12 protein-coding genes are annotated in these 16,136 nt (G+C 65.1%); 10 read left to right on the plus strand and 2 right to left on the minus strand.

Going from position 1 to position 16,136, the window contains the following annotated elements:
- Positions 1-25 precede the first annotated feature (25 nt).
- Positions 26-1,732 (plus strand): methyl-accepting chemotaxis protein, encoded by a 1,707-nt coding sequence (locus QX034_RS15070; RefSeq protein ID WP_315767571.1) that lies wholly within the window; start codon positions 26-28, stop codon positions 1,730-1,732.
- Between the two features lie 174 nt (positions 1,733-1,906).
- Here QX034_RS15070 and QX034_RS15075 read toward each other — a convergent pair whose 3' ends face one another.
- Complete coding sequence (locus QX034_RS15075) at positions 1,907-2,986, minus strand: HD domain-containing phosphohydrolase (RefSeq protein WP_315742364.1); 1,080 nt, start codon at positions 2,984-2,986, stop codon at positions 1,907-1,909.
- Between the two features lie 410 nt (positions 2,987-3,396).
- On the opposite strand from QX034_RS15075, the gene QX034_RS15080 reads away from it, so the two are divergent.
- The 9 genes from QX034_RS15080 to puuE all read left to right on the plus strand — a co-directional run bounded on the left by QX034_RS15080 (position 3,397) and on the right by puuE (position 13,979).
- A complete protein-coding gene (locus QX034_RS15080) occupies positions 3,397-5,481 on the plus strand; it encodes a chemotaxis protein CheA (protein ID WP_316195532.1) in 2,085 nt (694 codons plus the stop codon).
- Positions 5,481-5,951, plus strand: coding sequence for a chemotaxis protein CheW (locus QX034_RS15085; RefSeq protein ID WP_315701791.1), 471 nt, complete (start codon positions 5,481-5,483; stop codon positions 5,949-5,951). Before QX034_RS15080 ends, QX034_RS15085 begins: the two co-directional genes overlap by 1 nt.
- A gap of 32 nt (positions 5,952-5,983) precedes the next feature.
- Positions 5,984-7,804 (plus strand): methyl-accepting chemotaxis protein, encoded by a 1,821-nt coding sequence (locus QX034_RS15090; protein ID WP_315701790.1) that lies wholly within the window; start codon positions 5,984-5,986, stop codon positions 7,802-7,804.
- Positions 7,805-7,886: 82 nt separating this feature from the next.
- A complete protein-coding gene (locus QX034_RS15095; RefSeq protein WP_315701789.1) occupies positions 7,887-8,378 on the plus strand; it encodes a chemotaxis protein CheW in 492 nt (163 codons plus the stop codon).
- 1 nt (position 8,379) lies between these two features.
- Positions 8,380-9,225: a CheR family methyltransferase gene (locus QX034_RS15100; RefSeq protein WP_315703111.1), complete on the plus strand. Its 846-nt coding sequence runs from the start codon at positions 8,380-8,382 to the stop codon at positions 9,223-9,225.
- Positions 9,226-9,241: 16 nt separating this feature from the next.
- Positions 9,242-10,336, plus strand: coding sequence for a chemotaxis response regulator protein-glutamate methylesterase (locus QX034_RS15105; protein WP_315701788.1), 1,095 nt, complete (start codon positions 9,242-9,244; stop codon positions 10,334-10,336).
- A gap of 7 nt (positions 10,337-10,343) precedes the next feature.
- Positions 10,344-12,074, plus strand: a complete 1,731-nt coding sequence (locus tag QX034_RS15110) for a chemotaxis protein (protein WP_315767568.1) — start codon at positions 10,344-10,346, stop codon at positions 12,072-12,074.
- Between the two features lie 117 nt (positions 12,075-12,191).
- On the plus strand, positions 12,192-12,548 hold the full coding sequence (gene uraH / locus QX034_RS15115) for a hydroxyisourate hydrolase (protein ID WP_315763984.1): 357 nt from the start codon (positions 12,192-12,194) through the stop codon (positions 12,546-12,548).
- Between the two features lie 3 nt (positions 12,549-12,551).
- On the plus strand, positions 12,552-13,979 hold the full coding sequence (puuE, locus tag QX034_RS15120; RefSeq protein ID WP_316188801.1) for an allantoinase PuuE: 1,428 nt from the start codon (positions 12,552-12,554) through the stop codon (positions 13,977-13,979).
- A 251-nt stretch (positions 13,980-14,230) separates the two neighbouring features.
- Here the strand turns inward: puuE and QX034_RS15125 are convergent, their stop codons facing one another.
- Positions 14,231-15,706 (minus strand): amidase, encoded by a 1,476-nt coding sequence (locus QX034_RS15125; protein WP_316195535.1) that lies wholly within the window; start codon positions 15,704-15,706, stop codon positions 14,231-14,233.
- Positions 15,707-16,136 lie beyond the last annotated feature (430 nt).

Here is a 16,136-nt window from a genome sequence, read left to right on the forward strand (position 1 = left end):
CTGGGCTGGGACGAGTGGGGCTGATATGAGATTTACCATCAAAGCCAAGCTGGCATGTGCGTTCGGAGTGATCATCGTCCTGTCGATGGCGGCCGGCGGGATCGCTTACATGAAGCTGAGCGATATGATCGCCAATGCAGACAGCATGGCGCTGCGCGCGAAGCGGATGGAGAAGGCTGCGGAGATCGAGAAGGAGATATTGATCCAGCTTCGCAACGAGAAGAACGCCGTCCTCGGGACGGAGCAGCAGGCCGAGCAGTTTGTCGCAGACACCGCGAAGAGCCGGGAGGTCACGCAAAAGACCAGGGACGAGGTCTATGGTCTGGCAAGCGAGACCGGAAGAAAGCTTCTCGACGGCTTCTCCTCTGCCTATTCGCGAATGATGGCGTTCCAGGACGAAACGTTCAAGCTCGCCCGAACGGACAAGGCAAAGGCGACCGAGCGCACGATGAACGAGGGCCGCAAGGTGGTGGCCGAGGCTCTCGAAGCCATGACTGCCTATGTCTCGAACACGAAAAAGCTGCTGGCTGAGCAGGTGGTTCAATCGCGAGTCGAAGGCCAGCAAGCCCAATTCATGCTCATGACCATCATCGGAGCGTCGCTGGCGATCGCGATCGCGGCTGCCATCTGGATTTCACTCAGTATCAGCCGGGCTCTCGGGCGCGCGGTCGATTTGGCGGGCGCGGTCGCCAACGGCGATCTCAACCGGACCATCCCTTCGGCGAGCAATGACGAGATCGGAGACCTCATTCGTTCGCTCAACGGCATGGTGGAAAAACTGCGGCAGGTGGTCACCGAGGCGCTGACCGCGGCGAACAACGTCTCCGCCGGCAGCCAGGAGCTGTCGGCCTCCGCCGAACAGCTGTCCCAGGGTGCGACCGAGCAGGCCTCCTCGGCCGAAGAGGCCTCCTCCTCGATGGAGGAGATGGCCGCGAATGTGAAGCAGAACGCCGAGAACGCCAGCCAGACCGAGAAGATCGCGACGCAGTCCGCCAAGGACGCTGAGACCAGCGGTGCCGCGGTTGGCCGTGCCGTCCAGGCGATGCAGACCATCGCCGAGAAGATCACCATCGTGCAGGAGATCGCACGGCAGACCGACCTGTTGGCGCTGAACGCGGCGGTGGAAGCCGCCCGCGCCGGCGAGCACGGCAAGGGCTTCGCGGTGGTCGCCTCCGAAGTGCGCAAGCTCGCCGAGCGCAGCCAGGCTGCGGCGGCGGAGATCGGCACGCTCTCGACCGACAGCGTCAAGGTGGCGCAGGAAGCCGGCGCGATGCTTGGGAAGCTGGTGCCTGACATCAAGAAGACCGCAGAGTTGGTCCAGGAGATTACCGCAGCCTGCCGCGAGCAGGACGTCGGCTCGGCGCAGATCAATCAGGCGATCCAGCAGCTCGATAAGGTCGGCCAGCAGAATGCCAGCGCCTCCGAGCAGGTGTCTTCGACCTCCGAGGAATTGGCCTCGCAAGCTGAGCAGCTGCAGGCCACCATCTCCTTCTTCCGGATCGACGACGCCGCAATCGATGCGGCCGGGGAAACTGGGGCGCCCATCGATCGCGCCGTCGGCCAGCTGCGCGCCAAGGCGGCCAAGATGGCGGTGGTCGAGCGTGGCGCCAAGAAGTCCGCGCCGGGGCGGGCAGCGCCGCCGCGGCGCAATCTCAAGGCAGCCGGCGGCGGCGGCTTTGCCTTTGCGATGGACGATGGCGTGGACGAGCGCGACGGCGATTTCCAGCGCTGAGCCAGGCGGCAGCGCCGGCCTGCATCGATCGCGCATCGGAGTTCATCGAAGCCGGATCAATCCGGCTTCGATGGCAGCGAGCGCATTCGCATCGGAAGACGCAGTCCGGGTGAAGGCTAAGCTCTCTCGAACTTGATGGCGATCGCGTTTGGGACTGGCGCGCGATGGCCGCGCTCAGGCCACCAGCCGTGACGGCCGGTCCTTGCGCTGGAACGGCGGCAGTGACTGCGTCGTTGCGATCGTCGCGACTTCGTCCCAGCGCGACAGGAACGCGTCGACGCAATCGGGATCGAAATGCCGGGCCCGGTTCCCGACCAGATAGTCGCGGGCGTCCAGCAGCGACATCGGCTCCTTATAGGGACGCCGCGTCGTCAGCGCATCGAAGACATCGGCCACGGCGACCACGCGCGCCGCAATCGGAATCTCCGCCCCCTTCAGTCCATTCGGATAGCCGGCGCCATCCCATCGCTCATGGTGTGCGAGCGCAATCGTTGCCGCGAGCCGGATCAGGTCGCAGTCGCTGTCCGCGAGGATGTGTTCCCCGATCTTGGCGTGAGTCCGCACGATCGACATCTCGCTGTCGGTGAGCCGGCCGGGCTTGAGCAGGATGTGGTCCGGAATCCCGACTTTGCCGACGTCGTGCAGCGGGGCGGCGAGATAGATCTCGCGACAGACGCGCGACGGCAGGCTCAGTTGCTCGGCGATGATCTGGCTGTATTTGGCGACCCGCAACGTATGCTCGCCGGTGTCGTTGTCGCGATATTCGACGGCAAGCGCGAGGCGCAGGATGATCTCCTCCTCGCGTTCCTGCAGCTTGCGCGTTGCAGCTGCGACTTCGACGGCGAGATGCGAGGCGCGGTCGTTGAGGCTTCTGACGGCCTGGCCGAGGCTGACGAGATTGCGCAGGCGCACCCTCACTTCGACGCTGTTGGGACGTTTGGGAAGGAAGTCGGTCGCACCGGCCTCCAATGCGCGCAGCTTGATGTCGTCGGAGTCGCTCGATGTGATCATGGCCACCGGCGTCTCGCTGAAGCCCGCCAGCGAACGCAGCTCGCGGATGAAGCGGATGCCGTCCATCTTCGGCATTTCATAGTCAACCAGTACGATGTCGAAATGGCGCTCGCGGGCGATGTCCAGGGCCTGGACGGGATCAAGGAATGTGCTGGCCTCGACTGCGCCGTCGGCTTCGATGAGACGCTTCAGGAAATCAAGAACCGATGGGCTATCGTCAACGATGAGCGCTTGGGTCAACATCCGCCGATCTCTGCTGAAAATTTGGACGGTAGCACCAAAGTCGCCAAAGCTAGGGGCCGGTTCTTACCTCGCGGTTAATCACCCTGTCCCTTGCAGAAGCCGGGCTCAATCGTCGACGTAAGCTCACTGCCCGCGCATTTACGTAATGATACGGGAAATTTTTCTTATCGCTTTTTAGCAATTCCCTAATCCTCAATTCCTACCCTGATGCCGTCTTGGCGCTTCGAGGGCGCGGCGAGCCAAGATCGTGTGGGGGCATGCGTGGCTGATCCTGTCGACTCGAAATTCCGGCTTCCTGTCAGTTGCGACATGGTGGCCAGCCGTAATGGCCATGGCGTCACGCAGCAGGCCGATCGACGGCCGTCGATTGAGTTCGTCTTGAGCGCCAAATTGGATGAGGCGGGACGGCCATGAGCAGTCTCGATCCCTCCGAGGTTTTTCGCCAGGAAGCAAGCGAACTGTTGGAGGCGTTGGAAGGAACGCTGCTGGATCTTGGTCAGCATCCGGAAGACAAGGAGCTGGTCGACACGGCGTTTCGTGCGCTGCATACGATCAAGGGCTCCGGGGCGATGTTCGGCTTCGACAAGGTCGCGGCCTTCACGCATGAGTTCGAGACCGCGTTCGATCAGGTGAGGAAGGGCGAGATCAGCCCGACAGAGGATCTGATCTCGGTGGCGCTGGCGGCGAGGGATTATATCCGTGCGCTGATCGAGGTACCGGACGACACCGACGCGATCATCGGCGAAGCGATCCTGGACGATCTCAGGCAATTCGTGGCCCCGCGGGAGCAGGCCGCGGAGATGCCTGCCGCAACGACAGCCGTGGCGTCGGCCGGTGCAGCGGGCTGGAAGCTTTACCTCGAGTTCGAGCAGCAGGTGCTGCGCAACGGCTCGAACCCGCTCGACCTGCTCGACGACCTCTGCAAGTTGGGTCCGTGCTTTGCGGTGCCGCTGACCGACGCCATCCCGCTGCTGGATGCGCTGGAGCCGGACGACTGCTATCTCAAATGGGACGTCACGCTGCAGTGTGACTGCGAGCGGAGCGCGATCGACGACGTCTTCATGTTCGTGTGCGACGAGATGAAGCTCGTGGTGACGCCGCTGGCGGTGGCGGATCTGGCGCTGGTGCCCGTTGCTGCAGCACCAGATACGCCGGCGGCGATCGTTGCTGAGGTTGACGCGGTGCCAATCGTCTCCGTTGAGGAGGCGCCGCTTGCCCCGGCCGCCGTCGCGCCCGCCGCCACCGAACCTGCAGCTGCGCCGGCCACACAAGCTCCGGCCAAGGCGCGGCGCGAGGAGGGCAAGCGGGGCGAGGATCGCGCGGTGGCGACGGTGCGGGTGCAGGCCGAGCGGCTCGACGAGCTGATGGACCGGGTCGGCGAGCTCGTGATCGCGCAGGCAAGACTGAGCCAATTGGCCGCGGCAAGCTCGGACCTGTCGATCAAGATGATCGCCGAGGAGATCGAGCGGCTGGCCGGCAGCCTGCGCGACACCACGATGGGCGCGCGCATGGTGCCGATCGGCTCGCTGTTCGGCCGCTTCCGCCGCCTGGTGCACGACCTGTCGCGCGATCTCGACAAGCCGGTCGAGTTCATCACAGCGGGCGAGGACACCGAGCTCGACAAGACCATGATCGAGTGCCTTGCCGATCCCCTGGTGCACCTGATCCGCAATGCGATCGACCACGGCATCGAGGATACGGCGAGGCGGACCGCGGCCGGCAAGACCGAGCCGGGCCGCATCGAGCTGCAGGCGATCCATTCCGGCGCCCAGGTGCTGGTGACGGTGCGCGACAATGGCGGCGGGCTCAACACCGCGCGTATTAGAGCCAAGGCCGAGGAGCAGGGCCTGATCGCGCCGGGCGCGAGCCTGTCCGACAACGACATCCACCAATATCTGTTCCACCCGGGCTTCTCGACCGCACAGACGATCTCGGCGCTGTCGGGCCGCGGCGTCGGCATGGACGTGGTCAAGCGCACCATCGAGAACATGCGCGGCACCATCGACCTTGCGACGAAGCCAGGGCAGGGCACCACGGTGACGCTGCGGCTGCCGTTGACCTTGGCGATCATCGAAGGGCTTTTGATCCGGGTCGGGGCAGGCCGCTACATCATCCCGCTGTCGGCGGTGGAGGAATGCGTCGAGCTGACGGCTGAGGACCAGCGCTCGCGCGGCCGCAGCTTCCTCAATGTGCGCGGCGGCCTGGTGCCGTTCCTGCGGTTGCGCGAGCTGCTGCATGCCGGCGGCACGCCGGACCCGCACCAGAAGACGATCATCATCTCGACCGGGGAGAGCCGGGTCGGGCTGGTGGCGGACCAGATCATCGGCAACCACCAGACCGTGATCAAGTCGCTGTCGAAGCTGCATTCGGACGTCACGATCTTCTCGGGCGCGACCATCCTGGGCGACGGCACCGCGGCGCTGATCCTGGATGTGGCGCAGCTGGTGGCGCTGGCGCAGGCGAAGGCCGAGAAGCAGATGAACGAGGCGGCGTGATGAGCATCGGGCAGAGCCGGGACATGACCGCGGCCGGCGACCAATCGCTGCAGGTGGTGATGATCGGGCTGGGCGAGGAGAAGTTCGCGCTGGAAGCCGAGCTGGTGCGGGAGATCATTGATCCGGTGGCGGTGACGCCGGTGGCGGGCGCCAAGCCGTTCGTGGCGAGCGTGATCAACGTGCGGGGCAATGTGATCCCATTGGCGGACCTTCGCGTCCGCTTCGGGATGCCGCAAGCCGACGCCTCGGTCGACAGCCGGATCGTGGTGATCGAGATCAAGCTGGACAACGAGCCGGTGCTGGTCGGGCTGACCGCGGACAAGGTCTACGAGGTCACCGAGATCACGCGGGCCGACGTGCAGCAGACGCCGCGGGTCGGCATGCATTGGCGGCCGGAATACATCCGCTGCATCAGCAAGTGGCGTGAAGAGTTTGTCATCGTACCGAATATGGAACGCATTTTGAACTAAGGACGTCCTGGGCTGGGACGAGTGGGGCTGATATGAGATTTACCATCAAAGCCAAGCTGGCATGTGCATTTGGTCTTGTGCTGACGCTGTTCATGGTTGCAGGCGCCGTCAGTTATTTCAAACTAAGCGACATGGCGACGACAACCGAAGTTCTGGTCGGCGCAGCCGGCCGCATGGACAAGGCGGCCGCGCTGAAAGAAAACGTTCTCATGCAGATCCGGGCCGAGAAAAATGCTCTCATGGCCGCCACGGACAGCGAGACCGAGCGCTACATCGGCGAGACCGTCAATCTCCGCGCCTCGGTGATCAAGCTCCACGATGAGATCTACGCCGTGGCGACCGAAACCGGCAAGAAGATGCTGGATAAGTTCTCAGCCATCTATAGCAACGCGAATTCGGTCCAGGACCAGACCTTCAAGGTAGGCAAGGCAGACAGAGCGAAGGGGATCGAGCGTTCGGTGACGGACGACCGCAAGGCTTTTGGCGACGTCCTCGCCTCGCTCGATGACTACACTGGCTTCCTCAAGAAGCTGATGGCCGAGCGCTCCGACCAGGCGCGGGAGGATGGCGCGCGAGCGCAGATGATCATGATCAGCCTGGTGCTGGTGTCGCTGGTCCTCGCAATTGTGGCAGCGTTCTGGATTTCGCTCAGCATCAGCCGCGCGCTGTCCCGTGCCGTCGGACTCGCCGACGCTGTGGCCATCGGCGATCTCAGCCAGAACATCAGCGTCTCGAGCAATGATGAGATCGGGGATCTGGTCAAGTCGCTCAACAAGATGACGGCGAACCTCAACGAGACGGCGGCCGTCGCAAACCAGATTGCGCAAGGCAACCTGACCGTCGACGCCAAGCGGCTGTCGGACAAGGATACGCTCGGGATCGCGCTGGAGCGGATGGTCGAGAAGCTTCGTCAGATCGTCTCGGAGGCATTGACCGCCGCGCAGAACGTCTCCGCCGGCAGCCAGGAGCTGTCGGCCTCCGCCGAACAGCTGTCGCAGGGCGCGACCGAGCAGGCGTCCTCCGCCGAAGAGGCTTCGTCCTCGATGGAGGAGATGGCGGCGAATGTGAAGCAGAACGCCGAGAACGCCAGCCAGACCGAGAAGATCGCGGCGCAGTCGGCCAAGGACGCGGAAGCGAGCGGCGCCGCTGTCGGCCGCGCGGTGCAGGCGATGCAGACGATCGCGGAGAAGATCACCATCGTGCAGGAGATCGCACGGCAGACCGACCTCTTGGCGCTGAACGCGGCCGTGGAAGCGGCCCGTGCCGGCGAGCACGGCAAGGGTTTTGCAGTGGTCGCCTCCGAAGTGCGCAAGCTCGCCGAGCGCAGCCAGGCTGCGGCGGCGGAGATCGGACAATTGTCTGGCGACACCGTCAAGGTCGCACAGGAAGCCGGCTCGATGCTGGCCAAGCTGGTGCCCGACATCAAGAAGACGGCCGAACTGGTCGAAGAGATCACCGCCGCCTGCCGCGAGCAGGATGTCGGCTCCGCCCAGATCAACCAGGCGATCCAGCAGCTCGACAAGGTCGGCCAGCAGAACGCCAGCGCTTCCGAGCAGGTGTCTTCGACCTCCGAGGAATTGGCCTCGCAAGCCGAGCAGCTGCAGGCCACCATCTCCTTCTTCCGGATCGACGAGCCTGCTGCGGCCGCTGCCAGGGTCACCGCTTCCGCGCCGATCGATCATGCGGTCGGTCAGCTCCGCGCCAAGGCCGCAACGATGGCCGCGGCCGATCGCGGACCTAAGAAGGCGCCGAGCGCCGCGCCGCGCCGCGCCGCGAAGGCGGCCGGAGGCGGCGGCTTTGCATTCACGCTGGACGACGGCGGCGATGAGCGGGACGCCGATTTTCATCGTTGAGCTCGACATCGGACAATGCGGCGCGGCGCTCTGAGAGCCACGCCGCATCTGAAGTTTCCCCACAGGTTCAAGGAAGGTCAGCATGGCCGCCATCTCGCAATATCTGACGCTCGGCCTCGCCGGGGAAACGTTCGGCATCAGCATCCGCAACGTCCGCGAGATCCTGGACATGCGGCCGATCTCGCGGCTGCCGCATGCGCCGCATTTCCTGCTCGGCATGATCGACGTACGCGGCAGCGGCTATCCGATCGTCGATCTCAGGCTGAAGCTCGATCTGCCGAGCGTGCCGCCGACCGATGCGACCCGCATCATCATCCTCGACGTTCCGATCGAGGACCGCATCGTCGGCGTCGGCTTCGTCGCGGATTGCGTGTTCGAAGTCACCGACATCGACGAAAGCACGACCGAGCCGGTGCCGTCCGTCGGCGGGCGCTGGCAGTCCGACTACATCGCGCGGATCGGCCGCAAGGGAGAAAAGTTCATCATCATCTTCGATCTTGCGCGTCTGATGTCCGATACCGAGATGCCGGTGGCCCGACAGGCCGAATTGGAAGCGGCCAGTGTCGTATCATGAAATGATCTCCGCCGTTCCCGCTACACAGCTGTCCGATCGTCATTTCCGTTCGATTGCCCAGCTGATCGAGACAGAGGTCGGCATCAAGCTGCCGGCGGCCAAGCGGCTGATGCTCGAGGGACGCCTGCATAAGCGCGTCCGCGCCCTGAATTTTTCCGGCATCAGCGAATATGTCGAAACCCTGTTCGAGCCCGGTCAGCTCGAGGTCGAGCTCACGCATCTGATCGATGTCGTCACCACCAACAAGACCGACTTCTTCCGCGAGCCGTCGCATTTCGAGTTCATGAGGGACGTCGCGGTGGCCGAGCTTCTGAAAGCCCGGGGCCGCAAGGACCTCAAGATCTGGAGCGCGGCCTGCTCGATGGGCATGGAAGCCTATACCGCTGCCATGGTCCTGGATGACATGACGAGAACCGGCGGCAGGTCGTTTCAGTTTCGCATCCTGGGCACCGACATTTCGACCACCGTCCTGGCGTTCGCCAAGGCCGCGATCTACACCCGCGACGTGCTCGCGCCGGTCCCGCAGGAGTTCGCGAAGCGCTATTTCCTGAGGTCGAGGGACCGCACCAGCGGCGAGGTGCGCATCGTGCCGGAGCTGCGCCGGCTGACCAACTTCATGCGCATGAACCTGATGGACGGCAGCTATCCTGTCGATCGCGACGTGGACATCATCTTCTGCCGCAACGTGCTGATCTATTTCGAGCGCGAGACCCAACGCAAGGTGATCGAGCAGCTTTGCTCGCACTTGAGGCCCGGCGGCTACCTGATGGTCGGCCATTCCGAATCGATGATCCACAGCGTCGTGCCGGGCCTGAAGCAGGTCCAGCCGACCATCTTCCGTGTCTAGCGAAAGGGGGCGTGTGGTGATCGAGCCAAAGATTCGGGTGCTGATCGTCGATGACTCCGCCTCGGTGCGTCAGATCCTGACGACGATCCTGAGCGAAGATCCCGACATCGAGATCATGGGCACGGCGTCGGACCCGTTTGCGGCGGCGCGCCGGCTGCAAAATGAGCTGCCCGACGTGATCCTGCTCGACATCGCCATGCCGCGAATGGACGGCATCACCTTCCTGCGCAAGATCATGGCGCAGCGCCCGATTCCCGTGATCATCTGTTCGTCACTGACGGAAGACGGCTCCGAGCAGATGCTCGAAGCGCTGGAAGCCGGCGCAGTGGACATCGTGCCCAAGCCCCGCATCGACACCCGGCAGGCGCTGTTCGAGAGTTCGGCGCGGCTGCGCGAAGCGGTGAAGGCGGCGGCGCGTGCGCGGGTGCGGTCGCGCCCGGCGCGCCGGACGCTGGTCGAGAAGAAGCTGACCGCCGATGCGATCATTCCGCCGCCGCTGGCCAGCCGCTCGCGGCCGGTGACTGAGCGCATCGTGTGCATCGGCGCGTCCACCGGCGGAACCGAGGCGCTTGCCGATGTGCTCGAAGCGTTGCCGCCGCATTGCCCGGGAATCCTGATCGTGCAGCACATGCCGCAGGGCTTCACGGCGGCATTCGCGAAGCGGCTGAACGGCACCTGCCAGATCCATGTCAAGGAAGCGGAAGATGGCGAGCCGGTGCAGTCGGGCTCGGCCTATATCGCGCCGGGCGCGCGCCACATGCTGCTGCAGCGGACCGGGGTTCGCTATCACATCGCCATCAAGGACGGCCCGCCGGTGTCGCGGCATCGCCCGTCCGTCGATGTTCTCTTCCGCTCGGCAGCCCAATATGCCGGGCCCAACGCGCTCGGCATCATCATGACGGGGATGGGCGACGACGGTGCGCGCGGGTTGTTGGAGATGCGCAGGCTGGGTGCGGCCACGCGCGCGCAGGACGAAGAGAGCTGCGTGGTGTTCGGCATGCCGAAAGAGGCGATTGCCCGCGGCGCTGCGGAGAAGGTGGTTTCGCTACGCCAGATTCCGCGGGAGATCATGCTGTGGCAGCAGGCCGGCCAGGCCGTCATGACGGATTGAGGCGGTGATGTCCGTGACCGACATGATGACCGATGCAAGCGCTGCGGCGGTGACCGCCATCGCGGACGTATCCTCGCGAATCGAGGAGGCGTTCGCCGAGGTTGGCGATCGGCTCGGCCGCAGCCACGCGGTCTTCAAGGAGCTCGAGGGCGGCCTGTCGGTGCTGTCCCGCGAACTGTCGGGCGGACGGATCGAAGGTGCGTCGCAGGCGCTGCAGGATATCGCGGATCGCTTGAACGCGGTGGCCGACGCGCTGCCGGCCGAAGCTGCGCTGCTCGCCAATATCGGTGAGGAGGCGAAGCAAGCCTCTGCCGTCCTCAAGCTGTTGTCCGGCCATATCCAGACCATCACGATCGTCGCGCGCAGCGCACGGATCGAGGCCGCATCGTTCGATGGCGAGCGCCAGAGCTTTCTCGATTTCACCCGCGAAGCGTTCGAACTCGGGCAGTCGGTGCAATGCTCGGTCGAGGCCTGCGCCCGCGACGGCATCCAGCTCGCCAAGGCCGTCGAGGCCGCGCTGGCGCGGCAGCGGGAATTCGAGAACCTCTATCGCAGCGAGCTGTTGTCGGTCGCCGCCGGGTTGGTAACCGCCCGTTCGGAGCTGGCCGCACAGCAGGTGAACGGGGCGAGGCTGACGGAGATGGCCGCGACGGCCGCAAGCCGTATCGCGTCTGCGATCGCGGAGGCCGTCATGGCGCTGCAATCGGGCGATGCCACGCGGCAGCGGCTCGAACATATCTGCCAGGGGCTGGGTCACACGGCCCAGCACGCGCCACCCATCGTGCCGGAGCCGCTCGGGCCGGCCGGGTCTGCGACCTGGCTGATCGGCCAGCTCCAGGCCGAACAGCTGAGGGATACCAAGCGCGCCTTCGATCTGGATCTCGCGCGCACGGTGAGCGCGTTGAGCGCGATCATGTGCGATGCCGAGGGCCTGGTCGCGCAGAGCCGCGCCATCTATGGCGGCGAAGCCGACGAACCGTCGTCCTTTCTGTCCACGGTGAAGCAGCGATTGTCGCAGGCATCGAGCCTGATCGCGGCCTGCGAGCAATCCGGCGGATCGGTCGATGAGGCGCTGTCCGTGGTCACCGAAACGGTGGCGCGCTTCCGCGAGGCGATTTCCGGCCTCAGCGATGCCGTGGACGACATCATCCTGATCGGCATGAATGCGAGCCTGCGCGCAGCCCGTGCCGGCGTGAAAGGCAACGCGTTCGTGGTGATCGCGAACGAGCTCAAGGCGTCCGCGGACCAGATGTCGGCGGGCGCCATGCGGCTGAAGCCCGTTCTTGACCGGATCGAAAGCTTTGTCGGCGAGCTGCGCGAGCGGCGCGACCAGGGCGATGCCGCCGAGCTCGCCCGGCTGGAGCCTGCGGTGCTGAGCGCGCTGCACGAGGTCGAGGCCGGCAACGCGCAACTGGCCGGGCTGATGACGCGGCTGGCGCGCGAGAGCGCCGCGTTCGACGAACTGCTGAGCCGGGCACGCGATCGCATCACCGCGCTCGATCAGGCATCCGCCCGGCTTCCCGGCGTGGCCGCCACGATCGCCGCGCAGAACAGCGTGCCCGCGCAGGTCGCGCTGACGACAGCCGATCAGCCGCTGCTGGATGAGCTGTTCGCACGCTATACGATGGAGCGCGAACGCGAAGTTCACCGCGACTTGCTGCAGAGGTTCGGCCTCGCTTCCGCCATGCCTGCGCCCGCAGCGCCGGTGGAGGAAGATGACGGCGTGCTGCTGTTCTGAAACCGCACATAAGTCGCGAGCCCCGGGTACTAGGCCCCACGCAACGATCGATATAGGCTTGATGCCCGGAGGCAGGCTCGGGCACTCTGCCGGAGCGATCTGACGAGGACGGCATCGATGGGGCGGCTGAGCACGCATGTACTGGACACGGTGCGGGGAAAGCCCGCGCAAGGCGTCACGATCGAGCTTGCCATGCTCAGGCCGGACGGCGCTTGGCAGCGCCTCAACCAGGTCGTCACCAATGCCGATGGCCGCACGGCCCAGCCGCTGCTCGCCGGCGATGCGTTCAGCGCAGGCACCTATATGCTGACCTTCCACATCGGGGCCTATTTCGAGGCCAGCGGTCTTGCCGTGACAGACCCGCCGTTTCTCGATTTGGTGCCGCTGCGGTTCACGGTCGCGGATGCGGACGCGCATTACCACGTGCCGCTGCTCGCCACGCCCTGGAGCTATTCGACCTATCGTGGAAGCTGAGACATGACCTCCGACCTCTATCCGCGCGACCTGATCGGCTACGGACGCACGCCGCCGCATCCCCATTGGCCGAACGATGCCCGCATCGCCGTGCAGTTCGTGATCAACTATGAGGAGGGCGGCGAGAATTGCATCCTGCATGGTGACGCGGCTTCGGAGGCGTTCCTGTCCGAGATCGTCGGCGCGCAGCCCTGGCCGGGGCAGCGCCACATGAACATGGAATCGATCTACGAGTTCGGCGCGCGCGCCGGCTTCTGGCGGCTGTGGCGGATGTTCACCGCGCGCAAGCTGCCGGTCACGGTATTCGCCATCGCGAGCGCAATGGCGCGCAATCAGGACGTTGTCGCCGCGATGAAGGAGGCGCAGTGGGAGATCGCGAGCCACGGCCTGAAATGGATCGACTACCGCGATTTCGCCGAAGAGGACGAGCGCGCGCACGTCGAGGAGGCCGTTCGCATCCACACCTCGCTGGTCGGTGAGCGGCCGCTCGGCTTCTATCAGGGCCGCACCTCGGTGCATTCGCTCGACGTCGCGATGAAGGAGCAGGGCTTTCTCTACGGCGCCGATTCCTATGCCGACGAGCTGCCCTATTGGGTCGAGGGGCCGCACGGCCCGCAGCTGATCGTGCCCTACACGCTCGACGCCAATGACATGCGCTTTGCAACGCCGCAGGGCTTCAATTCCGGCGATCAGTTCTTCGCCTATCTGAAGGACAGTTTCGACACGCTCTATGCGGAAGGCGCGGAAGCGCCGCGCATGCTGTCGGTCGGCCTGCATTGCCGGCTGGTGGGCCGCCCCGGGCGTGCGGCGGCGCTGGCGCGTTTTCTCGATTACGTAATGAGCCACGACAAGGTCTGGATGGCGACGCGGCTCGACATCGCGCGGCATTGGATCAGGACCCATCCGCCGGCTGGCGGCTATCGTCCGTCGCACATGCCGCGCGCGCTGTTCGTCGAACGCTTCGGCGACATTTTCGAGCACACGCCCGAGATCGCCGAGCGGGCGCACCGCGCCGGTCTTGCCGCGCTGGACGATACACCGGAAGGGCTGTACGTGACGCTGATGGGCGTGGTCCGTGCCATGACGCGGGACGAGAAGCTGGCGCTGATCCGCGCGCATCCGGAGCTCGCGGGCCGCGAGGCGGTGGCCGGCGAGATGACGGCCGATTCCGCCGGCGAACAAGGCCGGCTCGGTTTCACGACGCTGTCGCGCAGCGAGTTCGATCGCGTCGCCGATATCAACCGCCGCTATCGCGAGAAATTCGGCATGCCGCTGATCGTAGCGCTGGCGTTGCATGAGGATCGGGCGTCGGTGATCGCCGAGATGGAGCGGCGCACCGATTACGACATCGAAGCCGAGATCGCGAACGCGATCGCCCAGATCGGCCACATCACCAAGGCGCGCCTCGCCAAGAAGTTCGAGGCCTCGTAAGGCGCGCGCCTTGGCTCTGCCCGCGTGCGGCAAGGATATCGCACGTGGGGACAAACTTGGGCCGACAATATCTCCCGCCGCCGTCCTTCGCGACGCTCGCCTCTGGCGAGCTCCTCAGGACGAGGTCCTTTTTCGCGGCGAATTATCAGACCCTCATGGTGAGGAGGCGCAAAGCGCCGTCTCGAACCATGAGGCCCCCGGTGATCGCTCTAGCGCGTGAGGAGACCGTTGGCACCGTGGGAGCGCAGCACTCAGCTCTTGGTCGCATGCACGGCCGGCGTCTCGCCGCTATTCCATCGGCCCTCGATCGCACGCTCGATCTGGGCGCCGAGCTGCAGCAGCAGCCCGTCATTGGCCTGCTTTGCCATCGCCTGAATGCCGAGCGGCAGCCCGTGCTCGTTTTTCGCCAGCGGCAGCGAGATCGCGGGAATGCCGCAGAGATTGGCGAGCGGCGTGAAGGCGAAATTGCGCCAGAGATTGCCGAACCAGTCGAGCACGTCGGGATTGTCGCTGATGGTCAGATATTCCGTGGTGCCGACCTTCGGCGTCGGCAGCGCGGTGATCGGGGTCAGCATGATGTCCCAGTCCTCGAAGAATGCGCCGAAGCCACGCGACGTCGTGTTGAACACCGCCTGCATCGCTGCGCGTTCGGCGAAGCTGGTATCCTTGCCGGCTTCCCAGATGCGGATGTTGATCGGCTCGATCAGCTCGGCCGGCGGGCGCTGCAGCCCGCGCTGGCTGAGCATGTTGTTGATCACCATCGCGAAGTTCGAGATGTAGCAGGTGGTCTGCGCTGCGAAGGCGGCCGCATAGTCGATCTGCGGCTGCGCATAGGCGACCTCGTGCCCGAGCCCTTCGAGGAAGCGGCCGACACGTTCGAGCTCGGAGATGATCTGCGGGGTCGCGCGGTACTCGCCCCATTGGTGCGACAGCGCGATCTTCAAGCGGCCCGGATCGCGCTTGATCTGCTCGGCATAGGGCTCCGCCGCGCTCCAGTAGGGCATGAATTCGCCCGGCGCACCGCCTCGGCAGGCGTCGACAAAGGCCGCCGTGTCGCGCACCGTGCGCGACTGGCAGCCCTGGATCGAGACCAGGCCGGTGAGATCGGACAGATGCGGCGCGATGGAGAACACGCCGCGCGAGACCTTCAGTCCGATATTGCCGTTGACGCCGGCGGGGATGCGGATCGAGCCGCCACCGTCGGTCGCATGCGCGATCGGCACCGCGCCGGCGGCGACCATCGCGGCACTGCCGGCCGACGAGCCGCAGGTGGTGTAGTCGGTGTTCCAGGGATTGCGCGTGACGTAAACGGACGGATTTTCAGCGGAGCTGCAAACGCCAAATTCCGGTGTCGTGGTACGCCCGATCAGATTGAGCCCGGCCCGGCGCATCTTGGCGGTCAGGAAGGTATCGGCGCCGGCGCGGTTGCCGCGCATGAACAGCGAGCCCATCTCCTGCAGGCGGCCGGCCATGGTCGGCCCGAGATCCTTCATCAGGAACGGCAAGCCGGCGAACGGGCCGGCGAGATCGGCGCCGGCCTTGGCCGGATCGGTGAGCGCGTCGTCGAACAGTTCGACCACGCCGGACAGTGCAGGATCGACCTTGGCGATCGCAGCGGCCGCCTGCGCCGCCAATTCTGTCGCGGTAAGCTCGCCGTTTTTCACCCGCGCCGCAAGCGCCGCGCCGTCATGCCGGGTCCATTCGTCCCAGCTCATAGCTAAAGTCATCGCCAATTCCTCTCGAAGAGACGGCACAGTAGGTTCGCAAGACGGCAAGTCAATCAACCGTGACAGCATGCGCCGCATACGATCCGGTCATGCCGTCGGGCGGTCCCATTATGAGGAACCAGGGCACGCGCACATTTCCTGGTCCAGCGTATCGCAGGCTGACGCAGCGCATTCGATGCGCTTCTTCTTCCGTTCTTATGGGGAGAGGGTTGGGACGAATGAAGTTTTGTGCTCGTTCTTCTCCACGTCGTCATGGCCGGGCTTGTCCCGGCCATCCACGTCGTTCGGTATCTTGGGAAGGACGTGGGTGCCCGGGACAAGCCCGGGCATGACGGCGTAACTGATAAGCAGGCTTTGTGCAGCTTGATCACGGAACTAAGGTCATGCCCTAGCTTCAGCCCGCTATCTTAGGTGTCAGCGATGTCAATAC

Origin of the sequence: Bradyrhizobium sp. SZCCHNR3119, assembly GCF_032487775.1 — a bacterium.
Lineage (GTDB): Bacteria > Pseudomonadota > Alphaproteobacteria > Rhizobiales > Xanthobacteraceae > Bradyrhizobium.